The sequence below is a fragment of the Variovorax pasteuri genome (assembly GCF_051216435.1).
Taxonomy (GTDB): Bacteria; Pseudomonadota; Gammaproteobacteria; order Burkholderiales; family Burkholderiaceae_C; genus Variovorax.
Window position 1 is genome coordinate 230,191 of the sequence record NZ_JBPJZS010000008.1, and the last position, 26,883, is coordinate 257,073.

Sequence of the window (26,883 nt, forward strand, 5' to 3'; positions counted from 1 at the left end):
GCAGCTGCCGCTACGGCTGGTCTTCGGACGCCGGGCCGGCCAGCACACCGCCCAGCCTCAGCGGGTCCTTGGGCACCCCGGCCGACAGGAAGAACTCGAACCGGTTGCGCCCCGCCGCCTTGGCGTTGTAGAGCGCGGCATCGGCGCGTGCCAGCAGCTCCTCGGCCGTGGCCGAGGAATCGGCGGCCCAGTGGAATGCGATGCCGATGCTGGTGGTGACCGAGATGGTCTGGCCTTCCACCACGAAGGGCTGCTGGCCGATGCGCTGCACGATCTTCTCGGCCACGGTGGCCGCAGCCTGCGGCCCGCTCAGGTTCTCGATCACCAGCACGAACTCGTCCCCTGCCAGCCGGGCCACCTTGTCGGTGCCCCGCACGCTGGCCAGCAGCCGCCGCGCGTACTCCACCAGCACCGCGTCGCCCACCGCATGGCCGAAGGTGTCGTTGATGGTCTTGAAGTGGTCGATGTCCAGGAACATCAGCGCCATGGCGTTGCCCGTGAGCCGCACGCGCAGCACCGCGTCGGGCAGGTGCTCGTTGAAGGCCAGCCGGTTGGGCAGGCCGGTGAGCGTGTCCAGCCGCGCCAGCTCGATGAGCTGGTGCTCCACCAGCTTCAGCGCGGTGATGTCCAGCGCCAGCGAGAAGATGCCGTGCGTGAGCCCGTCGTCACGGATGTCGGGCACGTAGATGACCTGCGTGATGCGCTCGAACCCCGTTCGCTGGGTGCGCGCCTCGAACTCGACCCGCTCGCCGGCCAGCGCGCGCGACAGCATGGGCCGGCGCGAAAGGTATACGTCGCGGCCGGCCACGTCCTGCAGGTGGCGCCCCACCACCTGCATCGGGTCGAGCCCGAGCCATTGGCGGCTGGTGGCGTTGGCGAAGGTGATCTTCTCGTCGCGGTCGATGTAGGTGATGAGCACCGGCAGGTTGTCGGTGATGGTGCGCAGGCGCAGTTCGCTCTCGGCCTGGCGCAGCTCGGCTTCTTTCAGCGCCGTGATGTTGAAGCTCATCAGGTAGAAGCCGACCACCTCGCCGCGCGGGCTGGTGTCGGGAATCAGGTTGACCTGGAAGTAGCCCTGCTTGCCGTGCAGCGGCGCGCGAACCGGAAAGCGCACCTTCTTGCCCGAGAGCATCACCGGCAGGTAAGGCTTGTGCTGCTCGTAGATGGCATCGCCGAGCACGGCCTGCAGCGTGGCGCCCTCGATCGGCTTGTCGCCCACGCCCAGGCCCGCCATCTGCCGCGCCCGGATGTTGCCGAACAGGCAGACCTGGTTGCGGTCGAAGTAACCGACCAGCGCCGGAATGCTGTCGGTCACGTCGCGCAGCCGCTTCTCCTGCTCGGCCACGGCTTTGCGGATATTGACTTCGTCCGTGATGTCGAAGGTCATCGCGAACACGCCGCGCACCGCCCCGTCGGCGTCGAGGTCGGGAATGTAGTGGGCCTGGAAGGTGCGGTGGCCGATGCCCAGCGCCGAGTCGCCGGTCTTCTCGAGAATGACGGTCTCGCCCGCGAGCGCGCGCAGGAAATAGGGCTCCACGACGGCGAAGTCGGCGCCCCGCACTTCGGGCATCAGGCGCCCAACCAGCGGCACATGCTTGTGCAGCGCGCGGATGCGCTCGTTGACGAAGGTGTAGCGCAGCGAGGCGTCCACGTGCGAGACCATCGCCGGAATGTTGTCGGCAATGGTGCGCACCGTCGCCTCGCTGCGCGCCAGGCTGAGTTCGCTGGCACGCCGCTGGGCCATCAGGTCGTCGAAGGTGCGCGACAGGTCGCCGATCTCGTCGCGGGTGTAGCTGCTCGCCGGGCGCGGGGCCTGTGCGTCGGCGGGCTTTTCGAGCCTCGACTGCATGTGGCTGTGCAGCGCGTCCAGCGGCTTCAGGCGCCGGCGCACCACCACCAGGGCCAGCGCCCCCGCGGACAGCGAGAGCGCCAGCGCGCCCAGCCATGCGTTGTGCTCGATGGCGTCGATGCGGGCAAAGGCCTCGGCGCGCGGGTACATGGCCCCGACGATCCAGGGGGTCTGTTCGGTGCGGTCGAAGGCGTAGAGGCTGGGCACGCCGGCTTCGTCGACACCCTCGCCCGTGCACTCGAAGCCGGCCATGGCGCGCAGGATGGCCGCATTGCCGCCGTTCGCCTGGACCACGCTCAGGATGCGTGCGGTGTCAGGGGAATCGACCATCACGCCGTCCGGCGTGACGATGAACAGATAGCCGTTCTTGCCGAACTTGACGTCGCCCAGGGCGCCCAGGATGTTGCGGTCCTTCAGGTTGATGGCGCCTGAAATCACGAACCTGACGTGCCCCGCGCTGTCGAGCACCGGCTGCGTGATGGCCACCTGCGGCAACCCGTTCAGCCGGTTGCGGTACGGCTGCGACACCAGGCCGGTCTTGGTGGCCACTGTCTTCTGGAAGTAGTCGCGGTCGCGGATGTTCACGCTGCCGTTTCTCTGCGCGCCGTTCAGGTTGGCCACCAGGGTGCCGTCGGCGCCCATGAATGCGACGTTGTCGAAAGCCTCGCGCAGCGACGCGTGCTTTTCCAGGAAGGCCTGCAGCGGTTCGGCGCTGTCGAAGGCCTGCGACTCCACGCTCTCGGCAAAGGTCTTCAGCAGGATGCGGCGGCTGCCGAGCTTCTGGTCGATGGCGTCGGAGATGCCGCTCACGCGGGCCATCTGCTCGGCCGCGATCGACGCCTGCATGCTGCTCTTGACCAGGTGAAGTGCGTAGGTGGCAATGGCGAAGGTTGCCGCCAGGACCAGTGCGGCCACGCCCAGGCTGAGGCGCGTGTGCATGCCGAAGCGGAATTTCGAGAGGCCGGGTGGGTTCATTGATCTTGTCGGGGCCGGTGCGTTGCCGGCGGGAGTTGCCGGGTGAGTATCGGTGTGTTCCACGGAGCGCGGAAGTGTCCTGGATGTTCACGCACCGCGGCGCTTCGATAGCGCAACTGCTGTTGCCGGGAACGAGAGCGTACCCACGCAAGCCCGTACATCCTGTTGCTCATGTAAGCATAAATTGTTAACTTTTGGCATGTCTATTGCTGCGTTGCAGCAATAGCAGATGGCGCGCCCCAAAGACGTGCCGCGACAGCGGAGACGACGGTTTCTTCCACAGGTCACCACGTCATCGATTGCGAGGCGCACATGAACGCAAGCACTGTCCGGGAATCCGCAGAGATTGCGGATGCCGAAGCCGCGGGCTGGTTTCGCCGCCTCAGGCGCAAAGGCGGCGGCGGCGGGCCGCCGTCGAGTTCGGAATCGATCGTGCCGCGGCTTGCGGGCTACGCCTTGCTGGCGTTCGTGCTGTGGCTCGTCGTGACCACGCTGATCCAGCCGCTGGTCTCGCGCCAGGCCACGCGCACGGTGCTGCAGGCGCCGGTGCTGCTGGTCACCTCGCCCATCAGCGGCGTGGTCACGCAGATGACGGTGCGCGCGCTCGACAAGGTCGACGCGGGCACGGTGGTGGCCACGGTGCAGAACCCGACCATCAACCGCGACATCCTCACCACGCTCACCACCCAACGCCTGGCGCTGCAAAGCCAGGTGGCGCAGCTGGCCAACCAGCTCAACGCGTCGAGCGAGGAGCTGCAGTTTGTCGAGCAGCAGGGCAAGCTGTACCGCTCGGCCTCGATGGCGCAGACGCGCGACGCCTGGCAGATTGCGCAGCGCCAGCGCGAGGTGGCCCTGAGCAACGTGGCCGAGCAGGAACTGAAGGTGCGCCACACCTCCGCCATGCTGGACGAAGGCGCCGTCAGCCCGCAGGCGATGGACGCCGCGCAGGCGCAGCTGAGCATCTCGCGCGCCAGCGCGGCGGTGGCCGAGCAGGCCTCTGCCGGGCTGGGCCAGAGCGTGGCCAGCGCGAGCCGGGGCGTGTTCGTGGGCGGCAGCGGCGCCACCGTCTACCAGACCATGGCGAACCGGCGCGAAACGCTCACCGGCGACATCGAGCGCGCGCGGCACGACAGCGAGGCCCTGCAGCAGCAACTGCGCGAGGTGAGCGCGCTGGAAACCGACGAGCGCCGCCGCATCGAGAAGATGGCGGCGTTCGAGATCCGCGCGCTGCAGGCCGGACAGGTCCACACGGTGCTCATGCCTCAAGGCAGCTACGTGCCGCAGGGCGCCACGCTGGTGCGCATGATCGACTGCAGCCGCGTCGAGGTGGTGGCGGTGTTTCCGCCGCGCGTGGCCAAGCGGCTCAACATGGGCTCGACCATCGCGGTGAAGACGGACGACGCGCGCCCCGAAGTCTCGGCGCGCGTCACGCAGATACTGCCCGTGGCGCCCGAAGACTTCCAGAGCCGCTACGCCGTGCCCTTCCCTTTCGCGGAACAGGGCTCGGTGTACGCGGTTGCACATGTCGAATCGAACTCTCCGGAATGGCCGGCGCAGCGCGGGCTGTGCGCGCCCGGCAAGGTGGTATCGGCGCGGCTGGCGTCATAGCGTGGCCTGCTGTCCACCAAGCCGATCGAGGCCCACGATGGATCACGCCTCGCTCCTCTTTCGCAGATGCGCGTTGCTGGCGGTGGCGGCATTCGGTCTTGTCACTCATGCCGCGATGGCTGCGGGCGACGTCCAGGCAGCGCTGGCACGGCAAAGCTGCGACGGCCTGCGGCGCGCGGTTGTCACCGATGCACACGGCGATGCCACTTCGCCGCTGCTCCTGTCGAGTTACCGCACCGACCAGCCCATCGCCGGCGTGCCCGAGCTCGCGCCCAGCCTGGCGAACGTGGCCTTCGTGTACGACAACGCGCTGGCGGGCATCGCGCTGCTCGCGTGCGGCGACACGGCCTCCGCCAGGCGCATCGCCGACGCCGTGGTCCTCGCGGTGGAGCGCGATGCGCAGTACCCCGACGGCCGCGTGCGCAACGCCTACCGCGCCGGCCCGCTGGCCGACGGCAAGCCGGTGCTGTCCGGCTACTGGGACGCGGGCAGGAACCAGTGGATCGCCGATGCCTACCAGGTCAGCACCGCAACGGGCAACGTGGCGTGGGCCGCGTTGCTGCTGCTGAACGTCAACCGCGTGGCACCCTCCCCGCGCTACACCGATGCCACGGCCAGGCTGCTCGCGTGGACCGAGCAACGCACGCGCGCCACCGTCGCCCCCGACGGCTACCAGGGCGGCTGGTACGGTTGGGACAGCGCCCAGAAGGCCCAGACCTGGAAATCGACCGAGCACAACATCGACATCGCCATGACGGCAGCCTGGGCCGCGCGAGGCAGTGCCCGGCCCGAGCAGGCGCGCCAGGCGGGCGTTGCCCTGGCCTTCGTCTCGCGCATGTGGAGCGCCACCGAGCAACGCTTCTACATCGGCACGAAGGAAGATGGCGCCACCATCGCCACCACCGGCTCGGGCCTGGACGCGCAGCTGTGGCCGCTGCTCGCGGCGCCGCCCGGCCAGTGCGCCTGGCGGGCCGGCCTGGCCTGGGTCGAGCGCAACCACCGCTTCGGTGACGGCTACGGTTTTTCGCAGCAGCCCGACGGCATCTGGACCGAAGGCAGCGCGCAAGCCGCGGCCACGCTGGTAGCGGTCAAGGGCTCCGCGCCCGAAGCGCTGTGGCAACTGCTGGCCTCGCAACGCGCCGCCAACGGCCTTTACTACGCCACGCCGAGCCCGCGCATTTCCACCGGCCTGGCCATCGGCCCCGACTCGGTGGGTGCCGACTTCTTCTACTACCGCTGGCCCCACCTGGGCGCCACCGCCTGGATCGCGCTCGCGGCCACGGGCTGGAACCCCTTCACCGGCAACGTCGTCACCGCTTCCCCAGGAGAAAAGCCATGTCCGAACTGATCGATACGCCCGAGTTCAGGGTCAATCTGATGGTCGCGGCGCTTGCCCTGATCATGATCTTCCACGCCCGCGCCGACCGCGGCTCGCACCGCGTGCTGTTCGGCTTTCTCACCGCGCTGGTGCTGGTGCGCTACGTGGCGTGGCGGCTGGCCGAGACGCTGCCGCCGGCCGACCTGGGCTTCGGCACGCTGGTGTCGTGGGTGTTCCTGGTGTTCGAGATGATCGCCATCGTCTACACGCTGCTGTCGATCCAGATGCTCACGCGCCGGCGCGACAACCACGCCCAGGCCGACCTCGGCGAAGCCGGGCTGCGCGCGCGCGGCGGCAACGTGCCGGCGGTCGATGTCTTCATCTGCACCTACAACGAAGAACTGGGCGTGCTCGAGAAGACGATTCTTGCGGCCCAGGCCATCGACTATCCGCATGTGAACGTGTGGGTGCTCGACGACACGCGGCGCGACTGGCTGCGCGACTACTGCGAGCGCAAGGGCGTGCACTACGCGCGGCGGCCCGACAACGCGCACGCCAAGGCCGGCAACCTGAACAACGGCCTGCGCCAGTCGGCCGCGGCCACCAATGCGCCGTACATCCTGGTGCTGGACGCCGACTTCACGCCGCACCGCAACATCGTGTACCGCACGCTGGGCCTGTTCGACGAGCCGAAGGTGGGCCTGGTGCAGACGCCGCAGTTCTATTACAACGCCGACCCCATCCAGCACAACCTGCGCGCCACCGACAGCTGGGTCGACGAGCAGCGGGTGTTCTTCGACGTGCTGCAGCCCGCCAAGGACGCGGCCGACGTGGCCTTCTGCGTCGGCACCTCGTTCGTGATCCGGCGCGACGCCATCACCGAGGCGGGCGGCTTCCCCACCGGCAGCGTGTGCGAGGACATCTACACCACCTACACGCTGATGCGCTTCGGCTGGGTCACGCGCTGGCTGAACGAGCGGCTGTCGAACGGGCTCTCGGCGGACAGCATCGTCGACTACATCAACCAGCGCAGCCGCTGGTGCCTGGGCACCATCCAGGTGGCGCTGCTGCGGGACGGCCCGCTGCGCGGCCGCGGCTACAGCTTTGCGGCGCGCGTGCACTACGTGCACGGCCTGCTGCACTGGCTGACCAAGCCCTTCATCCTGATGATGCTGGCGGCCCCTGCGCTGTACTGGTACACGGGCGTGTCGGCCTTCCACGCCACGCCGCGCGCCTTTGCCCTGTACGGCCTGCCGCCGCTGGTCATGTTCTGGGGCTACACCTACTGGATCAGCCAGCGCCGCTGCCTGCCGGTGTTCACCGAGGTCACGCAGATCGTGGCCGCCATGGCGGTCACGCGCACCATCGTCACCTCGCTGGTCCGGCCGTTCGGGCGCCCCTTCAAGGTCACGGCCAAGGGGCAGGACCGCTCCAAGACGGTGGTGCACTGGAACCTGGTTCTGGTCTTCGGCGGGCTCATCGCGGCCATGGAGGCGGCGGCCATCGGCTCCATCGGCAACGCCATGACCACCGGCGACATGCTCAACGTGCTGTGGACCATCGTCACCACGCTGTACTGCCTGGCCGCGCTCATCGCCTGCATCGACCGCCCGCGGCCCGAGCACGACGAACGCTTTCCGTATCTGGCCGACACCACGCTGCGCAGCGCCGCGGGCGTGGGCGCGACGCGCTTCGTGGAGATTGCGGTCGACGGCGCCGTGCTGCGCGAAAGCGCCCTGCTGCGGCGCATGCCTGTGGGCGAACCGCTGGACGTGCACGTCGACCACGTGGGCTGGGTGTCGGCGCTGGTGACGGGGCGCTCCGCCGCGGGCGTGGCGCTGTCCTTCGTGCACGACGAGGTGCTCCACGACCACCTGGTCCGCCATGTGTTCAGCCTGCCGCCCAGCCATGTCGCCGTGCAGGTGAACCCGGGGCGCGCGGCGCTCGCGTTCATGGGAAGCGCCGGTTGGCACTGGCCGCGCTTTCCGGCGGCCTTTGCGCGCGTCATGGCTGCACCGCTGCCGATGGTCATGGTGCTGATGCTCGGCGTGCTGGTGCTGTCGGGCTGCAACCTCACGCCGCCGCTCAAGGAAGCCGACGTCGTGGTGCCCACCCAGTGGGCCGAGGGCACGGGCAACGCCGCCGCCACGCCGATGGCCTGGCACGCGTTCGTGCGCGACGACGAGCTGCGCGGCCTCATTGCCACCGCCCTGCTGCAGAACCGCGACCTGCGCGTGTACGCAGCCAAGGCCCGCGAGGCGCGCGCCGTGTACGGCGGCACGCGCGCCAGCCTCTTTCCCGAAATCGGCCTGGCCGGCTCGGTCGGGCGCGGCAACGTGACCACCTCGCTCGGCCCCGACGGCATCGTCACCAACAACCAGGCGGTGGGCCGCGTGGCCACCACCTACGCCGTGCAGGCCGGCGTCACGGCGTACGAGCTCGACTTCTTCGGCCATGTCGATGCCGGCGTGAAGCAGGCCGGCTCACAGGCCCTGGCCAGCGAGCGCGACCTGGCGGCCGCGCGCATGAACCTGGTGGGCGAGGTGTCGAACGCCTACCTCACGCTGCGCGCCGACCGCGCCCTGCTGGCGCTCGCCGAGGGTGACCTCGCCAACCAGTCCGACAGCACCCGCGTGATGCAGCGCGCCCGCACCGTGGGCGGCACGTCGGACCTGAACGTGCTGCGCTCGCAGTCGCTGGTGGAGCGCGCCAACGTGCAGCGCGAAGAGTTCCGCATGCGCGTGGGGCAAGACCTGCAGTGGCTGGCCGTGCTGGTCGGCCAGCCCGTGCCACCGACCATCGGCATGCAGCGCCCGTGGCCCGAGCGTTCGGTGGCCGACGTGCCGGTCGGGCTGCCCGCCAGCCTGCTGCAGCGCCGCCCCGACCTGCTGGCAGCCTACGCCCGCGTCGAGGCCGCGAACTCGGGCGTGGGCGCGGCCAAGGCGGCGTTCTACCCGAGCTTTTCATTGACGGCGGTGGCGGGTGGGCTGAGCACCGAGTTCTCCAGCCTGCTGGGCTCGGGCAACCGCAGCTGGGCCACCGTGCTCGGCGTGTCGCTGCCCATCTTCGACTGGGGCCGCCGCTCGGCCAACCTGAGCGCCAACGAAGAGCGGCTGGCCGCCGCCATGGCCAGCTACGAGTACGCGGTGCAGCAGGCGCTGCGCGAAACGGCCAACGCGCTCATCGCCGACAGCCACCTGCGGCCGCAGATCGCGGCGCAGCAGGCGCGCGTGCAGGCGCTGGACAAGGTGGCGTCCATTTCGCGCACGCGCTTTCGCAACGGGCTGGAGGACTACTTCGCCGGCGCCGATTCGCAGCGCGAGCTGTACATCGAGCAGCGCCAGGCCATCGAGCTGCAGCTCAAGCAGGCGGTGAACACCGTGAACCTCTACAAGGCGCTCGGGGGCGGATGGGACGATGCGCCGGCGGGAGCGGTCGCGTCGAACACGCCGCGTTGATGCGGGCCGCCTGATCCGCTTGCGTGCGCATCCGCTGGCGGCGCACTGCCCGTGGCGGCCTGGCTGCGCGTGATCGAGCGCAGCAGGAAGTCGGCCAGATCGTCCACGCGCGACTCGGTGCGCCGCAGCGACTGCGCCAACTGCTCGCCGCCGAACTCGTCGGACTCCACCGCCGCCTCGAACACCTCGGTGATGCCGATGTAGCCCAGCGCCGCGCGCACGCTGCTCTCGGTGTGGTTGAGGTGCGCCACGCGTCCGCCCCCACCCTCGCCGTCGCCGTAGCCGTAGCCGTGGTCCCCGCGCGCGCCCAGCAGCACCGCGCGCTTGCCCGCATCCGCCAGCAGCGGCCAGTACGGCACCGCGCCGCGCGCACGGTCGAAGCCGAAGGTCCGGCCCACGCGCACGATGTTGTCGATCCAGGCCTTGAACTGCGCGGGCACGCTGAAGTTGTACATGGGCAGGCCGATGACCACGAGGTCTGCGGCGATGAGCTGGTCGACCAGGCGGTCGCTTTCCGCCAGCGCCTCGGACATCCAGGGTTCGCGTGCGGCCGGTGGCGTGAAAGCCGCGTGGATCCATCGGCCGTCGACGGGCGCGGGCGGGTGCTGGCCCACGTCGAGGTGGTCGATGCGGTCGCCGGGGCGTGCCTGGCGCCATCGCTCGACGAAGCGCGCAGAAAGGCGGCGCGTGTGCGAGCCGTGCGGGTCGGTGCCGGAGCGGCCCGCGCGGGCGCTGGCGTCGATGTGAAGAAGGTTCAGGGTCTGGGTCTTCATGGGTGAGCTGGGTTGATGTGCCTTGCGCTGCCACAATGGCGTTGCAGGCCCTGAATCTAGGCATGCAGGCCCGTCTCCACAAACGATCATTTCTCTGCCCATGGACGAGATTGGCTCATCTGTTCGCCCTCCCCGCCGGCTGCCGCCGCTGCTGTCCCTGCGCGCCTTCGAGGCCGCCGCTGCCCACCTGAGCTTTCAGCGCGCGGCGCTCGAGCTCTCGGTGACGCCGTCGGCCATCAGCCACCAGGTGCGCGCGCTCGAAGACACGCTGGGCCAGCCGTTGTTTCGCAGGCTCACGCGGCAGCTCGCGCTGACGCCCGCTGGCCGCCGGCTCTTCGACGATCTGCGCACGGGCTTCGACGTGCTGCAAGCCGGTGTCGACAAGCTGCGCCGACCCGCCGCATCGCAGGCCGTGACGCTGACGACCAACACCGCCTTCGCCGCGCGCTGGGTGCTGCCGCGCATGGAGGCGTTCCGCAAGTCATGCCCCCACGTCGAACTGCGCTTGCACACGAGCGACACGCTGGTCGACCTTGCACGCGGCGACGCCGACATCGCGGTGCGCTCCGGCAGCGGCAACTGGCCGGGGCTGGTGTCGCGCGAACTCATGCCCGAGCGCTATGCGCCGCTGTGCAGCCCGATGCTGGGGTTGAAGCGCGTGGCCGACCTGCCGAAGCACCAGCTCATTCATTGCGACTGGCAGCCGCAGGCCCTTGCGCCGGCCGTGTGGCCGCGCTGGTTTCGTGAAGCCGGCATCGCGCCACCGAGGGGGCGTGGGATCAAAGCCGCGGGCCTGTCGTTTTCCGACGAGACGCACGCCACGCTGGCGGCGCTCGCGGGGCATGGCGTGGCGCTGCTGAGCCTCACGCTGTCCGCGGAAGAACTGCGCAGCGGGGCGCTGGTGCAGCCCTTCGGGCCCGCGCTGGCTACCGGCAGCTACTTTCTTGCGGCGGCCCACGGGCGGCAGAACGAACCGGCGATTCGCGCGGTGTGGGACTGGGTCGCGGCGCAGGCCGTTGCCGGCTGACGATGCTGCACGCGCGCGCAAGCGCGTGCAGCCCGGCGAACCCGTTCAGCCTGGGCTCAAGCCATGCCGTTCAGGTGCTCGTAAAGAATGAAGAACCCGATCCCGATCAGCACCACGCCGCCCAGGATCTCGGCGCGCTTGCCGACCACCGCGCCCAGCACGCGCCCCACCATCACGCCGAGGGTCACCATCGTCATCGTCGCCAGCCCGATGGCCAGCGCGGTCCACGCGATGTTGACGTTGATGAAGGCCAGCCCGACACCCACCGCCATGGCGTCGATGCTCGTGGCGAAGCCGGTGATCGCGAGCGTCCAGAAGGAGTTGCGGCTCGGCTTGTCGTCGACGGCGTCGGGTGCGCCGAAGCCCGCCCAGATCATGCGCAGGCCCAGCACGCTGAGCAGCGTGACCGCGATCCAGTGGTCCCATTTCGCGACGTAGCTCGCGGCGGCAAGGCCCGCCGCCCAGCCGATGACCGGCGTGATCGCCTCGATGACGCCGAAGATGAGTCCCGTGCGCAGGGCTTCGCGCCAGGAAGGTTTGCGCAGTGCTGCGCCTTTGCCGACAGCGGCGGCGAAAGCATCCGTCGACATGGCGAATGCAAGGAGGATCGTGGAAGCAAGGTTCATTTTGGAAGTAGCAGGCAAGGCCGGTTCAAGACGCCGCGGCACACGAACCCGCCGGCCAAGGCCGCGTTCGTGCACCGCTGGTCTCGCCAACCTTTCGGCTGCTCACGCCACGGTCGCATGGTGCGAACCGAGTATGTTGACGTGAGCGCTTCCGAAGTCCGGAAGCCGGCTACTCCCCAAGGGAGCGGCGATTCTAGTGGGCCGGTTGCAACGCCCGTGTGACAGCGACTGCTTTGGCGGCAGGGTCTTGGCTTGATCGACCCCGCAAAAAAGCCTCCCGAAGGAGGCTCTTGAAGCGAAGGAACCGGACCGGTCAGTCCTTCTTTGTCAGCAGCGTCTTCACGACGTACCCGTCGCGGTACACGCCTTCGATGGTTCCGCCTTCCACGGGGTCGGTGGCATGCGCTGCCACGAACTTTTCCTCGCCCACGCGGTAGACCACGATGGTGCATGACGAGCGCTTGCTGAGGGTGCGGGCTACACCTGTGGCCTGGCGAAGGGTGGGGTACGTCTCCATGGGGCTCCTTGTCTGTTTTATGCCTTGAATAGTAGCCTTCAGGCAATCGAAACTCTTACAGAATTTGTTTCAAGTTGGCCACGACGCCAAACTGGAAGCCCTCATTTTTGTGCCTTGTGGTCGGCATGGGCGGAATGGATGGGCGCGTTGCCCTGGCGCGACTTGACAGACAGCTTCGCGCAAAGGCGCCATCCTCCCTTCACCGTGTCAGAGCGGATTCGGCCGCTGTCCGCTAGCTCCATCCTCCACTTGCCAGCCCAGGGCCCTCAACGCATCACGAAGACGATCGGCCTGCACCCAGTCTTTGTCGGCACGCGCGACCTGGCGCTGGGCAAGCAAGGTGGCAACCTCTGCGGGAATACGGTGCGGGTGCGGCGTCCACTGCCCCACGCGCAACCCGAGCACGGTATCGAAATGGTCGACCGTGGCGCGTCGGACCTCCGGCGGCAAATTGCCCCTGACCAGCTCCCACAGGACGGCCAACGCGCGCGGCAGGTTCAAGTCCTGGTTGACCTCAGTGTCGAAGCGAGCGACGAAGTCATGGTCGGCAACGCCGCCGGGTGGCCAGCTTGCATAGCTTCTGCGCAGCCGGTCCAGTGCCGACTGCGCCGCGTTCATCGCCTCTTCTGTGAAACGCAAGGTGCTTCGGTAGTGCGCGGTCAGGCACAGGTAGCGATAGGCCATCGGGTCGATGCCCTGGTCGATCAATGTCTGAAGGCGCAGGAAGCCGCCGTCCGCCTTGGCCATCTTCTTGTCGTCCAGCGTGAGAAAGTGCCCGTGCATCCAGAAATTGGCAACCCGGGTGCCATGGCAGGCCTGCGTCTGCGCAATCTCATTGCTGTGGTGCACCGCGACGTGGTCTTCGCCACCGCAATGAATGTCGAACCACGGCCCCAGCAGCGCGGCCGACATGGCGGAGCATTCGATGTGCCAGCCGGGAAAGCCGCGCCCCCAGGGGCTGTCCCATTCCATTTGCCGATGGGCGCCCGCCGGACTGAACTTCCAGAGCGCGAAGTCCGAGATGCTGCGCTTCTCACCCATCGCAACGCGTGTTCCGGCCCGCAGGCCTTCGCGGTCCAGCCGGGCCAGGTGGCCATAGTCGTCCTGTCGCGTGGTGTCGAAGTAGAGCCCGTCGGCGGTCTGGTAGGTGTAGCCCTTGCGCTCCAGCTCGCCGATGAACGCCACCTGCTCGGGAATGTAGTCCGTGGCACGCGGCCAGGCCGTGGGCTCCAGCAGATTCAGCGCCCGCCAATCGGCCTGGAAGGCAGCGGTGTAGCGCTGCGCGATGGCCCATGCGGACTCTCCGGCGCGCCGGCTTCCCTTCTCCATCTTGTCTTCGCCCTCGTCGGCGTCGGACACGAGGTGGCCGACGTCGGTGATGTTCACCACATGCCGCACGGCGTACCCGTTCAGCTCGAGCACACGGCGCAACACGTCCTCGAACACGTAGGTTCGCAGGTTGCCGATGTGCGCGTGGTCGTACACCGTCGGTCCGCAGCAATACAGTCCCACGTGGCTGGGCTGCAAGGGGGCGAATGGACGCACGGCGCGCGACCAGGTGTCGTACAGGGCTAGGGACATGCAGGCTTTCGTGATGCCGGAAGAAACGCAGACAACAAAAAGGCCACCGGTCTTGCAACGGGTGGCCATCGAGGATGCGGACGTGAACAGATTCGCTAGCCGCAAGCACTCCATGGCACGCTGAGACAGCATGCGCGCACGAGGCGAGAGGACAAGGATGCGGGGGTGAACATGAAGGCGATGCTAGCGCTCGATGGTGGGCTGGTCAAACGCTGCGCTCCCATATTCCATTGAAATCGCAAGGCCCTGGAAGCGAGCGTGCAGCGCATCGATGGCATGGCGCAGCGCCGCCTCCCGAGGAACGACGTCCCGAAGAATGCTTGCGTCGAGCGTGAAGCACAGCCGCGTTCCGTCTCGGCGCTCGGTTGGCCGAAGCGCAGACGAATCGACCAACTCGCCGCGCTCGAAACGCAGCGACGTGGACATGCCTGCGTCGTCGATCTCCGCGGTCAATTCACTGCACACCGCATTGAGAACGGCAAGCCCGATCCGGCAGAACTCGGAGCCCACCTCGAGGTGACGCTTGCGCGAATGGCAGGCCGCATGCACCCTGAGAAAGACCTCGGCGACAGTCCACTGCGGATGTTCCGAGTCGGGCTCCAGCGGCATCCCGCTGTCGTACCGGACCTCGAAGCGCGGTCCCTCCACGCGCAGCAGGACGGCGGTACAGCGGCCGTCCATTGCATCGTCGATGGCATGGCACAACGACTGCATCGTCAGCGTTGCGGCGATGTCAGGATCCTCCGCGTCGAAGTACATGTGCGTGCGCCGGCGCACCGCTTCGGCACTGGTCAGGATTTCAATCTCGCGGGGCGAAAAGTCTTCACTCATGGGTCTCATCTCTTTCCTCGCAATCGGCCACGCTTCCAGCGTCGACCACATACGCCTCCTCCAGATCGCGACGCACCATCAACCGCAATACCGACCCGGAGACGTGGTCGCAACGCAGAAACTGAGAGACTTCCGCCTGATACGCGAAACCATGCTCTTTTTTCGGCGACGTTCGCGCGCGCAGTCGCCGCTGTTCAGCGATCGCATCGAATGCGCTCTGGCTGACGTGCACAAGGTTGGCAAGACGGTACTGAAGCCTGCCCAGCGTCCAGAACGGACGACGATGAATCGGCACAACCCAATCGCCGATGACGATCGGCTGGCCGAAAAAGAAATTCCAGATGCTCAGAAGCGCCTCATCGAGCGTCGCGTACTCGGCGTGGAAATCATCCGGTCCGGGTCCGGGCACACAGTCCCATCGGACCACGGTCCAGCGAGTTGCCAGGCGATTCATTTCAAGCGTGTCACCCTCCTCTTTCCAGACCCTCAGCCGCTCGTTCGGAATGAGCACGGAAACCTCCATGCCTCGCTCGGTCAAGGATTTTCTTGCGGCTAGAAACTCGCGCTCGTCTTCCTGCGTCATGGCTTGCGTGCGCCTCCTGTTGCATCCGCCTTGGCGGGCTTTTCTTCGACTGAAGCGATCGCATCCAGCGGCGCCAGCCCCTTCACCCACTCGAACACCGCCGCCACGGCGGGCTCCGAACGCCGCGCCTGCGGACACACGAGGAAGAACGGCAGCCCCGGCAACTGCGGCCCGAACGGCTGCACGAGGTTGCCCGCGCGCAGTTCATCGGCGATCAGCGCAAGGCTCATCAGCGCCACGCCCTGCCCCTGCAGCGCGGCCGACACGGTGTGCGTCTCGTCGGAGAACACGGGCCCCGCCGACACGTCGAGGCCCGGCACCTGCGCCTCGTGTTGCCACTCGCGCCAGGTGCCGGGCTGGCTCCTGCTGCGGGGCAGCGAGAAGTGCAACAGCGCATGCCGCGTCAGGTCGCCGCGCCGGCGCAGCTTCAGCGCGGGGCTGCAGGCCGGCGCAAAGACGTTGTCGAACAGCTTCTCCGCGACCATGCCCGGCCATTGCCCCTTGCCATAGCGGATGGCGATGTCGGCGGTGACGCCGTCGAGCGCGACCGCCTCGTGCGACGCATGAATGCGCAGGTCCAGCCGTGGATGCTTCTCGCGCAGGCTGCTCACGCGCGGCAACAGCCAGCGCGCAGCCACGGCGGGTGTGGCCGACAGCGTGATCGCCTGGCGACGGGGCGGCGCGCGCAGCCGCGCCACCGCATTCGCCATGGCATCGAACGATTCGCCCAGCACCGCCTGCAGCTCGCGGCCCTGCGGCGTGAGCACCAGTTGCCTCGGCTGGCGGATGAAGAGCGCCACGCCGAGCGATTCTTCGAGCTGCCGCACCTGGTGGCTGATGGCCGTGGGTGTCACCGAAAGCTCGCTCGCGGCGAGCTTGGCGCTGCAGTGCCGCGCAGCGGCCTCGAAAGCGCGCAGCGACGCCAGCGGCGGGAGTTGACGCGGGTTGTTCATGAATGAATTGAATTTTTAGCAGCGCAAAGAAATCGTCGTTTGTCGCGCTCCGGATGCTTGGATAGATTGAGAACCGTGTCAAGCAGACAGCTGAATCCACTTCATCCATCGACTCCGTCAAAGAGGACCGCACCATGACCACCCTGCTCCACATCGACGCCAGCGCCCGCCCCGGCCGTTCGGGCACGCACTTGCACGGCTCGCATTCGCGCCGGCTCAGCCACCATTTCGTGTCGACCTGGCGCGCCGCGCGGCCCGACGATGAAGTGATCTACCGCGACATCGGCGCCACGCCGCCGGGCCACATCACCGGTGAATGGATCGCGGCAGGCTACACGCCGGCCGCCCGGCGCGAACCGTGGATGCATGCCGTGCTCGAAGAAAGCGATGCCCTGATTGCAGAACTGCGCCGTGCGGACGTGCTGGTGATCGGGGTGCCGATGTACAACTTCGGCATGCCGGCGCCGCTGAAGGCATGGATCGACAACATCGTGCGCATCGGCGCGACATTCGACTTCGACCGAGGTTGCGAGAACCCCTATGTGCCGCTGCTGGCCGAGCGCCATCGCCTCACGGTGCTGCTCGCGTCATGCGGCAGCAGCGGCTACGGGCCGGGCGGCTTCCAGGCCAGCATGGACCTGCTGACGCCCGGCATCGCGAGCCCGTTGGCGCTGCTGGGGCTCACGGAAATGCACAGCGTGACTATCGAGCATGCCGAGGACCCCGGCGACCTGTTCCAACAGTCGATGGCCGCCGCGCTCACCCGCGTCCAGACGCTGGTGGGCGAGTTGCAGGGCTCCTGAGGAAGAAGCGGTTCAAGCCGAGCGCAATTGCTCGCGCAGCTTCTGCCCGATTTCGGGCCGCTCCAGGAACGGGTCGGCCGGGTTGCTGCCCGACACGATGTTCTCCATGCGGCTGCGCACGTTGCCCAGCGCCTTCGGGTGGCTGTACACGTAGAACTGGTTGGCGGTGATGGCGTCGAACACCTTGGCCGCCACTTCGGCCGCCGTGATCTTGCCGCTGCTCACCGCCTTGTTGCTCATGCCCTGGCCGATGAGCTGGCTCTTGGTGAGTTCGCTGTCCTTGGGCGCGTTCGGGCGGTTGCGCTCGCTGCTGGTGATGCCGGTGGGCACGAAGTACGGGCACAGCAGGCTCGCGCCGATCTGGTCGGTGACGAGGTTCAGGTCCTGGTACATCGTTTCGGTCAGGCTCACCACGGCCGCCTTGGCCGCGTTGTAGATGCCCATGTTCGGCGGCGTGAGCAGCCCGGCCATGCTGGCGGTGTTGGTGATGTGGCCGCGGTAGGCGGGGTCCTTGGCGGCGGCCTCGAGCATCATCGGCGTGAACAGGCGCACGCCGTGAATCACGCCCCACAGGTCCACGCCCAGCACCCACTCCCAGTCGGCCACGGTGTTTTCCCACACGAGGCCGCCGGCGCCCACGCCCGCGTTGTTGAACACGAAGTGCGGCGCGCCGAAGCGTTCCTTCACGGCGGCGGCCAGTGCTTCCATCTGCGCGGCATCGGACACGTCGACCTTGCGTGCCAGCACCTGCGCACCGGCGGCTTCCATTTCGGCCTGGGCCTTGTCGAGTGCGTCCTGCTGCACGTCGACCAGCACGAGGTTCATGCCGCGTGCCGCGCCGATGCGCGCGCATTCGATGCCGAAGCCCGAGCCCGCGCCGGTGAGTACGGCCGTCTTGCCCTTGAAGTCCTGAATCATTTGCCGGTGTCCTTCTGTTGAATGTCTCTGACGTTGGAGCTGCCATTGAAATACGGAACGCGCGCGGGCGCAGTCACGAAGGTGCTCCGGCCGGGCGATCGCGATGTCAGGCGTCCGCTTTCTTCAGCACGTAGCCGATGCGCGGGAAGTGCACGTGCACCGTGCCCACGCGCTCGTCGCTGCGCTCCAGCGTGTAGTGGGTGCGCGTGGCCGCGACCAGCGTGCCTGGCGTTTCCTCGAGGCCGAAGCTCTCGGCGCGAATGGTGACGGCCGTACCGAGCGGAATGCCGTGGTCGTCCTGGAAGGTGCTGTCGGTCAGCAGCGAGTGCGGCGTGGCAGCCTTGGCCACGGCAATGGCCTCGTCGCTGGTGAACTTCTCGGGCACGCCGTGGCCGATGGCGGCCATGCGGTCCATCCAGTCGACCACCGCGGGCGTGAGGTCGAGGATGGTGCGCACCGACTCGATGCGGCGCGTGTACCAGAGCGGGTGGTAGGTCGAGAAGTCGGCGATGGTGGGCACTTCGCCCAGGAGGAAGGGCTTGTCGTCGAGCATGTCCGACAGGCGGCGCAGGTACGACTTGTAGGCGCTGGTGGCATCGGCCGGGCGCAGGCGGGTCATGTTGCCCGCGCTCATCTTTCCGCGGTCTTCGCCGAAGGCCTTCAGCGCCTCGGGCGGGGCCTTGGCGAACACTTCGGCCGCACCCTTGGGCTGCAGGTTCCAGGCCATGGCGGCCCAAAACAGCGTGGTGTCGGCCCACTGCGCGAGGATGCGCGACATGCCCTTCTCCGGCTCCGGGTAGAGCGTGGGTTCGGGCGCCAGGTGCTCCAGCACGTCGGCGATGAGCGCGCTGTCGCAGTACATGTCGGCGCCGATCTGCAGGAACGGTGTCTTGCGATAGCCGCCTGTGAGCGCTTCCACGTCGGGCTTGGGCATGATCGGCGGGATGAAGACCGACTTCCACGGCAGCTTCTTGGCACCGAGGATGAGCCGCACCTTCTCCGAGAACGGCGATGTCAGGTAGTGGTGAAGGATGAGGTCTGCCATGGTCGTTCCCGTGCGGTGGTTTTGAAAGAATCGGCTCAGATCAGCTTGACCAGTTGCTTGCCGAAGTTCTTGCCCTTCAGCAGCCCCAGGAAGGCTTCGGGCGCGGCCTCGATGCCCTGTGCAACCGACTCGCGCGGCTTGAGCTTGCCGCTGCCCACCAGCGCGCCCAGTTCGGCCAGCGCCTCGGGCCACACCTCCATGTGCTCGCTGACGATGAAGCCTTCGATCTTCAGGCGGTTGATGAGGATCAGCGCCGGGTTCGCGAGCGGCAGCGGCGCACCGTCGTAGCCGGCGATCATTCCGCACAGCGCCACGCGGGCGAAGGCGTTGCAGCGCAGCAGCACGGCGTCGAAGATGTAGCCGCCCACGTTCTCGAAATAGCCGTCGATGCCGTTCGGGCAGGCTTCCTTCAGCGCGGCGCTCATGCTCTTGACGTCGGGGTGCTGCTTGTAGTCGATGCAGGCGTCGAAGCCGAGCTCGTCGGTCACGTACTTGCACTTGTCGGGTCCGCCCGCGATGCCGACCACGCGCAGGCCGCGTGCCTTGGCCAGCGCGCCGAAGGCGCTGCCGACCGCGCCGCTGGCCGCCGTGATGACCACGGTTTCGCCGGCCTTGGGCGCAATGATCTTCACCAGGCCGTACCAGGCGGTGACGCCGGGCATGCCGACCGCGCCCAGGTAGTGCGACAGCGGCACGTGCGTGGTGTCGACCTTCTTCAGCGCGCCGGGCTGCGAGGCATCGACCACGCTGTATTGCTGCCAGCCGCCGAAGCCGACCACCTTGTCGCCCACGGCGTACTTGGGGTGCTTGCTCTCGACCACTTCGCCGACGGTGCCGCCCTGGAACACCTGGCCCACGGGCTGGTTGGCGGTGTAGCTCTTCGAGTCGTTCATGCGCCCGCGCATGTACGGGTCGAGGCTCATGTAGTGGTGGCGCACCAGCACCTGGTTGTCATTGAGCGCGGGCGTCTCGCTCGTGACGAGCTTGAAGTTGGACGCGGTGGCTTCGCCTTCGGGGCGGTTGTCGAGGTGGATCTGCTTGTTGGTGGGCATGAATGGCTCCTGCGGGGAAATGCAATTAATCGGTGGAAGGCGGGCGCATCTCGTTGACGCTCGTCGGGCCCGTGGGGAGGCGCCGCTTCACATACTTGAAGGTGCCGGTGGCATGGGCGCACACGCGCTCCTGCTCGTCGTAGATCTTGGCTTCGGTGAAGGCCAGCGTGGCGGTCCGGTGGATGAGCGTGCCGCGCGCATGCAGCGGGCCGACGGAGGGCTGCATGAAGCTGGTCTTCATCTCGATGGTGACCACGCCGGATTCGGGCGACACGCTGCGCGCGGCGGCTGCCATGGTGATGTCGAGCAGCGTCATGCAGGCGCCGCCGTGGGTCACGTCGAAGGTGTTCAGGTGTTCGGGCTTGGCGGTGTACAGGATCTCGGACTCGCCGCCCTCGAACTTCGTCAGCTCGAAGCCGAGATGGCGGGCGAACGGAATCTGGCTCGTGTAGGAGCGGATGTTGATGTCGCTGGAATCGGAGGCAGACATCTCAGGCCCCGAGCACCACGCTGACGCCGCCGTCCACCGCCATCCACTGGCCGGTGATGTGCTTGCCGGCATCGCTCGCGTACAGCAGCGTGATGCCCTTCAGGTCTTCCTCGTCGCCGAGGCGCCCGAGCGGTGCGGCGGCTGCCATGTTGTCCTCGCCGAGCGACTTGATCAGCCCCGCAGCCATCTTCGTCATGAAGAAACCCGGGCAGATGGCGTTCACGTTGATGCCGTACCGCCCCCACTCGGCGGCCAGTGTCTTGGTGAAACCGATGACCGCTGTCTTCGAGGTGTTGTACGCCAGCGTCTGCATGCCCGGGCCGTTGCCGTTGAGGCCGGCGATCGAGGCGATGTTGATGATGCGCCCCGTCTTCTTCGGAATCATGTAGCCGTTGGCGATCTGCTGCGACAGGATGAAGTAGCCGCGCACGTTGAGGTTCATCACCTTGTCCCAGGCCTCGACCGGATGGCTCTCCGCCGGCGCGCCCCAGCTGGCGCCGGCGTTGTTGATGAGGATGTCGACGGCGCCCATGCGCTCCAGCGTCTCGTCGGCCAGGCGGCGGGTGTCTTCTTCCTTCGAGCAGTCGGCGGCGATCCAGCGCGCGTCGATGCCGGCGGCCTGCAGCTCGGCGGCGGCTTGTTCCAGGTCGTCGGCCTTGCGCGAACTCAGCATGATCCTGGCGCCGGCTTCGCCCAGCGCGTGGGCCATCTGCAGGCCCAGGCCGCGCGAGCCGCCGGTGATGAGTGCGGTCTTGCCGGTGAGGTCGAACAGCTGTTTGATGTTGCGGGGCGTCATGGGGTGTCTCCGTTGCTTGTGGAAGGGTCGGGTTCAGGTCTCGTAGTCCATGCACTGGCGGGCTTCGCGAACCGCGCCGATGAAAGGCTTGAGCGCCACGTGCTGCGGATGGTCCGCATAGGCCGCGAGCGCGGCGGCGTCGGTGAATTCGGCGTACAGGACCAGGTCGTAAGTGGCTTCCAGTCCGGGCTGGGCAATGGCGACCTCGAAGCGGTGCGTGCCGGGCGACAGCTTGGCGCAGGCGTCGAGCAGCGCCTTGGCTTTCAGCAGGTTGGTCGCCTTGTCGGCGCCCTCGGCGTGTTCCTTGAACTTCCACATCACGATGTGCTTGAGCATGGCGGGGCCTTGTCCTTCTGTTCTTACTTTTTGGTGTCGGGGGTGACGTCGTTCGGCAGGCGCGAACGCACGTAGATCAGCACGAAGCCGACGGCGGCCACGACGGCACCGGGCACGGCGATGGTCCAGCCCAGCGCCGCATCGGTGCGGCCGGTGGCAATGCCGAGGATCATGACGAACAGGCCGCCGTAGATCAGGATCCAGATCCACTTTTCGAGCCGCGCATGCGGCTTCGGCGGCTTGGCGGCGGGGGGCGTGGTGTTCGGGGTGGGGTTGGCGTTCGGCGAATTGTTGATGGCCATCAAAAGGCGTCCTCGGGCAAAGCGGTACAGGTCGGGTCGCGGGTTTCGACCACCTGGAGCCAGGCACCGATTTTGGGCAGCTCGTAGTGGAAGAAATAGTCCGTGGCGCCAATCTTGCCAGCTGTTACCGCCCTCGCCTTTTCACCGTCGATGTCCAGGGCCCTTTGCGCCACGTCGAGCCAGATCCAGGCCAGCACCGTGTGGCCGAAGGCCTGCATGTAGGGCACCGCATTGGCCAGTGCATCGGCCGGGTCGCCGGTGGACCAGGCGGCCTCGGTCGCGCTGCCGATGCGCTGCAGCGCGGCGCCCAGCGCCTTGGCGTGGGCCGCCAGCGACGGCACCTTGGTCGCGCGGCCGATGGTGCCGGTCATGCGCCCGGCCAGCAGCTGCAGGCCGCGGCCCTTTTCCATCAGCACCTTGCGGCCCAGCAGGTCGGCCGCCTGGATGCCGTGCGTGCCCTCGTGGATCATGTTCAGCCGGTTGTCGCGCCAGTACTGCTCCACCGGAAAATCGCGCGTGTAGCCGTAGCCGCCGTGCACCTGGATGGCCAGCGAATTCGCCTCCAGGCACCACTCGCTGGGCCAGCTCTTGGCGATGGGCGTGAGCACCTCCAGCAGCAGGCGGGCGTCGTCGGTGGCTTGCGCGTCGCCGGTCTTCTGCTCGTCGACCAGGCGTGCGCAGTACAGCTCCAGCGCCAGCGCGCCCTCGCAGTACGACTTCTGCGCCAGCAGCATGCGGCGCACGTCGGCGTGTTCGATGATGCGCACCTGCGGCGCGGCCGAGTCCTTGGCCACCGCTGCCCCGGCGACGTCCGGCTTCTTCACCAGCCGTCCCTGCGGGCGGCTCTTCGCGTATTCGAGCGAGGCGTGGTACCCCGCCATGCCCAGCATGGTGGCGGCCGTGCCGACGCCGATGCGCGCCTCGTTCATCATGTGGAACATGCAGTGCAGGCCCTTGCCGGGCTCGCCGACCAGGTAACCCACCGCACCGGCCTTGCCGTCGACCGGGTACTTGCCCTCGCCGAAGTTCAGCAGCGTGTTGGTGGTGCCGCGCCAGCCCAGCTTGTGGTTCAGGCCCGCCAGCGCCACGTCGTTGCGCTCGCCGGTCAGCGCGCCCTGCGTGTCGACCATGCGCTTGGGCACGATGAACAGCGAAATGCCGCGCGTGCCCGGCACCAGCTTGCCGTTCTCGTCGGGAATCTTGGCCAGCACGATGTGCACGATGTTCTCGGTCAGCTCGTGGTCGCCCGACGAGATCCACATCTTGTTGCCCGTGAGGCGGTAGCGCGGGCCCAGCGGGTCGCCCTGGAAGTCGGCGCCGTCGGGGACGGCGCGCGTGGCCACGTCGCTCAGCGACGAGCCGGCCTGCGGCTCCGACAGGCACATGGTGCCGGCCCAGCGGCCCGAGAACTCGTTCTTGGCGAACACCTCTTTCTGCATCTCGGTGCCGTGCACCATCAGCAGGTTGGCGTTGCCGCTCGTGAGCATGTTGGAGCCGATGCTCACCGAGGCCATCGCGAAGAAGCTGTTGGCCGCGGCCGACAGCGTGTAGGGCAGCTGCATGCCGCCGATGTCGTAGTCCTGCGCGGCGCTCATCATTCCCGACTCGACGAAGGCCTTGTGCGCGTCGTGCGTGGCCTTCGGAAGAACGACCTTCTCGCCGTCGAAGTGCGGCTCCTGCGTGTCCACCGTGCGGTTGAACGGCGCGTATTTCTCGCGCGCGATGCGCTCGCAGGTGTCGAGCACCGCGTCGAAGGTTTCGCGCGAGTGATCGGCAAAGCGTTCGCGCTGGTTGAGCGACTCGGCGTCGAGCCAGTCGTAGAGCAGAAAGTCGAGGGTGGAACGCAGGCTCATGGTGTGTCTCTTCGGTCGTCTTGCTTCTTCGGGGAATCGGGCAACTTCGCGATGGTGCCCTGCGCCAGCGCGCAGAGCTTCTCCACGCCGTCGGCCAGCACAAAGACCTCGCAGGTGCAGACCGCCTGCGAACTGCCGGTGTGCACGGCCCTGGCACGCGCGACCAGCCGGTCGCCGAGGGCGGGCCGTACGTAGTTGATCTTGAATTCGGAGGTCACCACCGGCACGCGCAGCGCCGTGCCGCCGGCAAAGGTCAGCGCGTTGTCGGCCATGTAGCTCACGATGCCGCCGTGGGCGAAGCCGTTCTGCTGCTTGAGCTGCGCGCCGAGCGGCAGCTGGATCTCGGCATGGCCGGGCGCGAGCGCGTGCAGCTGCGCGCCGATCAGCACGCTGAACGGCTGCGATGCAAGCACGCGGCGCCCGTAGGCCAGAACGGCTTCGGGCGAGACCTGCTGGTCGTGGCCCAAGCCGGACATGCTTACAGGACCTCGAACACGCCCGCGGCGCCCATGCCGCCGCCGATGCACATCGTGACCACGACCTTCTTCGCGCCGCGGCGCTTGCCCTCGATGAGCGCATGGCCCGTCAGGCGCTGGCCGCTCACGCCGTAGGGGTGGCCCACCGCGATGGCGCCGCCGTCCACGTTCAGGCGATCGGCCGGAATGCCCAGCTTGTCGCGGCAGTAGATGACCTGCACCGCGAAAGCTTCGTTCAGCTCCCACAGGTCGATGTCGTTGACCGTGAGGCCCAGGCGCTTGAGCACCTTCGGGATGGCGAAGACCGGGCCGATGCCCATTTCGTCGGGCTCGCAGCCGGCCACGGCGAAGCCGAGGAAGCGGCCCAGGGGCTTCAGGCCCTTCTGCTCGGCGTACTTTTCGTCGACCACCACGCAGGCGCCGCCGCCATCGGAGAACTGGCTGGCATTGCCGGCCGAGATCAGGCCGCCGGGCATGGCCGGGCGGATGCCGCTGATGCCTTCCTTGGTGGTGCCCGCACGAATGCCTTCGTCGTTCTCGACGGTGACTTCCTTGGTGCGCAGGCCCAGCACGGGGTCGGCCACGCCGGCCAGCACGGTGATGGGGGCGATTTCTTCCTTGAAGCGGCCGGCTTCCAGCGCGGCCGTGGCCTTCTGCTGGCTGGCGGCGCCGTATTCGTCCATGGCGTCGCGGCCGATGTTGTAGCGCTTGGCGACCTGCTCGGCCGTCTGCAGCATGTTCCAGTAGATCTCGGGCTTGTGCTTCACGAGCCAGGGGTCGGCCAGCATGTGCTTGTTGGCTTCGTTCTGCACGCACGAGATGCTCTCGACGCCGCCGGCCACGTACACATCGCCTTCGCCCGCGATGATGCGTTGCGCGGCGGTGGCGATGGTCTGCAGGCCCGAGGAGCAGAAGCGGTTGATGGTCATGCCCGAGGTGGTGATGGGCAGGCCGGCGCGCAGCGCGATCTGGCGCGCGATGTTGGAGCCGGTCGCGCCTTCGGGCGTGGCGCAGCCCATGATCACGTCGTCCACCGAGGCGGGGTCGATGCCGGCGCGCTGCACCGCATGCTGCACCGCATGGCCGCCGAGCGTGGCGCCGTGCGTCATGTTGAAGGCACCCTTCCAGCTCTTCGCGAGCGGCGTGCGGGCGGTGGAAACGATGACGGCGCTGGTCATGGTGAGGTCCTTTGAAGATGGAAGGGAAAAGAGCTTGTCGTCATGGCGCCGGAGCAGCGAGGGTGTTGCTCAGGAGCTGGTGATAGAAGCCGATCATCTCGCCGTAGTTGGAGATGGCCAGGCGTTCGTTGTTGCCGTGGAAGCGCGCCAGGTCTTCGGCCTTCACGCGGAACGGCGAGAAGCGGAAGACGGCGTCGCTCACGAGGCTGAAGTGGCGCGAGTCGGTCGCGGCGGTCATGAGGCCGGGGGCCACCACCGCGTCTGGAAAGCTCTGGCGCACCGCCTGCCGGATGGCGCGGTAGCCGGTGCTCTCGGTCGACGACACGGGCGACGGCTCGGCGTTGCCGGGGTACTGCTTGATCTTGATGTCGTCGTTGCCCAGTGTCTTGCGCAGGTGCGCCTCGACGCTGGCGAGCGAGTCGCCCGGCAGGATGCGGAAATTGACGGCGGCCTCGGCGCGGCCGGGCAGCACGTTGTCCTTGTTGCCGGCGCGCACGATGGTCAGCGCGGTGGTCGTGCGCAGCATCGCGTTGCTGCTCGGGCTTTTCTCGAGCTGGCCACGCACCAGCGGCTCGGTGAGCCACAGGTTGGACAGCATCACGCGGTTGACGCCGCTCATCTCGGGCGCCAGCGCGCCGAACATCTGGCCGGCCACGCCCTGGATGTTGCCGGGCATCGGGTTGGCTTCGAGCCGTGCGAGCGCCGCGCTCATGCTGCCGATGGCGCTGTGCTGCGGCGGCATCGACGAATGGCCGGGGGCCGTATCGAGCGACAGGAAGAAGGTGCCGTAGCCCTTCTCCGCCAGGCCGATGAGTGCCGCGGGCTTGCTCAGGCCCGGCAGCACGCCGTCGAGCACCAGCAGGCCTTCGTCGAGCACCCAGTCCAGGCGCACGTTGCGCGACTTGAGCAGCTCGGCAATGGGCAGCGCGCCGCGCAGACCGCTCACCTCTTCGTCGTCACCCATCACGAGGTAGACGGTTTGCTTCGGCTTGAAGCCTGCGCCGATGAGCAGCTCGATGGCTTCCATCTGCGCGAAAAGATTGCTCTTGTTGTCGAGCGTGCCGCGGCCCCAGATGAAGCCGTCCTTGATCTCGCCCGCGAAGGGGTCGACCGTCCAGGCCTTCTCGGTGCCCGGAGCGATGGGCACCATGTCCTGGTGCGCCATCAGCGCGATGGGCTTGGCTTGCGGATCGGTGCCGGTCCATGTGTAGAGCAGCGCCTTGCTGCCCACGACTTCCTTCTTCAGGGTGGCGTGGACCTTGGGGAATTGCTGCTCGAGGTAGGCGTGCAGCTTGTCGAACTCGGCCAGGTTGGCGGCCGAGTCGTCAAGGCTGGAAACGGTGCGGAACGTGATCGCGGTAGACAGCCGCTTGGCGGCCGCCTGCAGGTCGATGTCCAGCTTGGGGGCTGGCGCCACCGCCAGCTGCTGCGACGGCGTGGTCCAGGTCTTGACCGCCACGGCGGCCACCAGCAACACGATGGCCAGCAGCAGCCCGAGGAAGATGCGTTTCAACATTGGCGGTTTGACCCAGCGC

The 26,883-nt window shown here is 67.7% G+C and carries 24 protein-coding genes and 1 riboswitch; of the genes, 5 read left to right on the forward strand and 19 right to left on the reverse strand.

Annotation, left to right across the window (positions count from 1 at the left end):
* Positions 1-10: 10 nt before the first annotated feature.
* Complete coding sequence (locus tag ACSFBM_RS26040; protein ID WP_435486992.1) at positions 11-2,824, reverse strand: sensor domain-containing diguanylate cyclase; 2,814 nt, start codon at positions 2,822-2,824, stop codon at positions 11-13.
* Positions 2,825-3,136: 312 nt separating this feature from the next.
* On the opposite strand from ACSFBM_RS26040, the gene ACSFBM_RS26045 reads away from it, so the two are divergent.
* The 3 genes from ACSFBM_RS26045 to ACSFBM_RS26055 are packed head-to-tail and all read left to right on the forward strand — an operon-like array spanning position 3,137 to position 9,208.
* Positions 3,137-4,432, forward strand: coding sequence for an HlyD family secretion protein (locus ACSFBM_RS26045; RefSeq protein ID WP_435486993.1), 1,296 nt, complete (start codon positions 3,137-3,139; stop codon positions 4,430-4,432).
* Positions 4,433-4,469: 37 nt separating this feature from the next.
* On the forward strand, positions 4,470-5,780 hold the full coding sequence (locus ACSFBM_RS26050) for a hypothetical protein (protein ID WP_435486994.1): 1,311 nt from the start codon (positions 4,470-4,472) through the stop codon (positions 5,778-5,780).
* Positions 5,768-9,208 (forward strand): efflux transporter outer membrane subunit, encoded by a 3,441-nt coding sequence (locus tag ACSFBM_RS26055; protein ID WP_435486995.1) that lies wholly within the window; start codon positions 5,768-5,770, stop codon positions 9,206-9,208. The genes ACSFBM_RS26050 and ACSFBM_RS26055 overlap by 13 nt, the downstream gene beginning before the upstream one ends.
* Here ACSFBM_RS26055 and ACSFBM_RS26060 read toward each other — a convergent pair.
* Positions 9,139-9,981, reverse strand: coding sequence for an FMN-dependent NADH-azoreductase (locus ACSFBM_RS26060; protein ID WP_435486996.1), 843 nt, complete (start codon positions 9,979-9,981; stop codon positions 9,139-9,141). The two genes, ACSFBM_RS26055 and ACSFBM_RS26060, sit on opposite strands and share 70 nt — an antisense overlap.
* 100 nt (positions 9,982-10,081) lie before the next feature.
* Here ACSFBM_RS26060 and ACSFBM_RS26065 point away from each other — a divergent pair, with 100 nt between their 5' ends.
* Positions 10,082-11,008 (forward strand): LysR substrate-binding domain-containing protein, encoded by a 927-nt coding sequence (locus tag ACSFBM_RS26065; RefSeq protein WP_435486997.1) that lies wholly within the window; start codon positions 10,082-10,084, stop codon positions 11,006-11,008.
* A 56-nt stretch (positions 11,009-11,064) separates the two neighbouring features.
* Here the strand turns inward: ACSFBM_RS26065 and mntP are convergent, their stop codons facing one another.
* From mntP to ACSFBM_RS26095, 6 genes are all read right to left on the reverse strand, one after another.
* Positions 11,065-11,634, reverse strand: a complete 570-nt coding sequence (mntP, locus tag ACSFBM_RS26070; RefSeq protein ID WP_435486998.1) for a manganese efflux pump MntP — start codon at positions 11,632-11,634, stop codon at positions 11,065-11,067.
* Positions 11,635-11,648: 14 nt separating this feature from the next.
* A riboswitch (yybP-ykoY riboswitch) is annotated at positions 11,649-11,819 on the reverse strand.
* Between the two features lie 128 nt (positions 11,820-11,947).
* Positions 11,948-12,151 (reverse strand): hypothetical protein, encoded by a 204-nt coding sequence (locus ACSFBM_RS26075; protein WP_435486999.1) that lies wholly within the window; start codon positions 12,149-12,151, stop codon positions 11,948-11,950.
* 207 nt (positions 12,152-12,358) lie between these two features.
* Entirely contained in the window at positions 12,359-13,732 is a 1,374-nt protein-coding gene (gene cysS, locus ACSFBM_RS26080) for a cysteine--tRNA ligase (protein ID WP_435487000.1), read from the reverse strand.
* A 183-nt stretch (positions 13,733-13,915) separates the two neighbouring features.
* The gene (locus ACSFBM_RS26085; RefSeq protein ID WP_435487001.1) at positions 13,916-14,563 is read right to left on the reverse strand and encodes an ATP-binding protein; all 648 of its coding nucleotides are present in this window, start codon (positions 14,561-14,563) and stop codon (positions 13,916-13,918) included.
* On the reverse strand, positions 14,556-15,146 hold the full coding sequence (locus tag ACSFBM_RS26090; protein WP_435487002.1) for a hypothetical protein: 591 nt from the start codon (positions 15,144-15,146) through the stop codon (positions 14,556-14,558). The genes ACSFBM_RS26085 and ACSFBM_RS26090 overlap by 8 nt, the downstream gene beginning before the upstream one ends.
* Positions 15,143-16,099, reverse strand: coding sequence for a LysR substrate-binding domain-containing protein (locus ACSFBM_RS26095; RefSeq protein ID WP_435487003.1), 957 nt, complete (start codon positions 16,097-16,099; stop codon positions 15,143-15,145). The genes ACSFBM_RS26090 and ACSFBM_RS26095 overlap by 4 nt, the downstream gene beginning before the upstream one ends.
* 134 nt (positions 16,100-16,233) lie before the next feature.
* Here ACSFBM_RS26095 and ACSFBM_RS26100 point away from each other — a divergent pair, with 134 nt between their 5' ends.
* Entirely contained in the window at positions 16,234-16,902 is a 669-nt protein-coding gene (locus ACSFBM_RS26100) for an FMN-dependent NADH-azoreductase (protein ID WP_435487004.1), read from the forward strand.
* A gap of 12 nt (positions 16,903-16,914) precedes the next feature.
* Here ACSFBM_RS26100 and ACSFBM_RS26105 read toward each other — a convergent pair whose 3' ends face one another.
* The 11 genes from ACSFBM_RS26105 to ACSFBM_RS26155 all read right to left on the reverse strand — a co-directional run bounded on the left by ACSFBM_RS26105 (position 16,915) and on the right by ACSFBM_RS26155 (position 26,864).
* Positions 16,915-17,820 carry an SDR family oxidoreductase gene (locus ACSFBM_RS26105; RefSeq protein WP_435487005.1) on the reverse strand — a complete coding sequence of 302 codons (906 nt, stop codon included), beginning with the start codon at positions 17,818-17,820 and terminating at the stop codon, positions 16,915-16,917.
* A gap of 106 nt (positions 17,821-17,926) precedes the next feature.
* Entirely contained in the window at positions 17,927-18,865 is a 939-nt protein-coding gene (locus ACSFBM_RS26110; protein ID WP_435487006.1) for a glutathione S-transferase family protein, read from the reverse strand.
* A 35-nt stretch (positions 18,866-18,900) separates the two neighbouring features.
* Positions 18,901-19,917 carry an NADP-dependent oxidoreductase gene (locus ACSFBM_RS26115; protein ID WP_435487007.1) on the reverse strand — a complete coding sequence of 339 codons (1,017 nt, stop codon included), beginning with the start codon at positions 19,915-19,917 and terminating at the stop codon, positions 18,901-18,903.
* A 25-nt stretch (positions 19,918-19,942) separates the two neighbouring features.
* Positions 19,943-20,407, reverse strand: coding sequence for a PaaI family thioesterase (locus ACSFBM_RS26120; RefSeq protein WP_435487008.1), 465 nt, complete (start codon positions 20,405-20,407; stop codon positions 19,943-19,945).
* A gap of 1 nt (position 20,408) precedes the next feature.
* Positions 20,409-21,203, reverse strand: a complete 795-nt coding sequence (locus ACSFBM_RS26125; protein WP_435440295.1) for an SDR family oxidoreductase — start codon at positions 21,201-21,203, stop codon at positions 20,409-20,411.
* A gap of 33 nt (positions 21,204-21,236) precedes the next feature.
* Positions 21,237-21,539, reverse strand: coding sequence for a Dabb family protein (locus ACSFBM_RS26130; RefSeq protein WP_435487009.1), 303 nt, complete (start codon positions 21,537-21,539; stop codon positions 21,237-21,239).
* Positions 21,540-21,562: 23 nt separating this feature from the next.
* Entirely contained in the window at positions 21,563-21,841 is a 279-nt protein-coding gene (locus ACSFBM_RS26135) for a hypothetical protein (RefSeq protein WP_435487010.1), read from the reverse strand.
* A complete protein-coding gene (locus ACSFBM_RS26140) occupies positions 21,841-23,694 on the reverse strand; it encodes an acyl-CoA dehydrogenase (protein ID WP_435487011.1) in 1,854 nt (617 codons plus the stop codon). Before ACSFBM_RS26140 ends, ACSFBM_RS26135 begins: the two co-directional genes overlap by 1 nt.
* Complete coding sequence (locus ACSFBM_RS26145; RefSeq protein WP_435487012.1) at positions 23,691-24,170, reverse strand: PaaI family thioesterase; 480 nt, start codon at positions 24,168-24,170, stop codon at positions 23,691-23,693. Before ACSFBM_RS26145 ends, ACSFBM_RS26140 begins: the two co-directional genes overlap by 4 nt.
* 2 nt (positions 24,171-24,172) lie before the next feature.
* Entirely contained in the window at positions 24,173-25,348 is a 1,176-nt protein-coding gene (locus ACSFBM_RS26150; RefSeq protein WP_435487013.1) for an acetyl-CoA C-acyltransferase, read from the reverse strand.
* Positions 25,349-25,388: 40 nt separating this feature from the next.
* Positions 25,389-26,864 (reverse strand): M20 family peptidase, encoded by a 1,476-nt coding sequence (locus ACSFBM_RS26155; RefSeq protein ID WP_435487014.1) that lies wholly within the window; start codon positions 26,862-26,864, stop codon positions 25,389-25,391.
* Positions 26,865-26,883 lie beyond the last annotated feature (19 nt).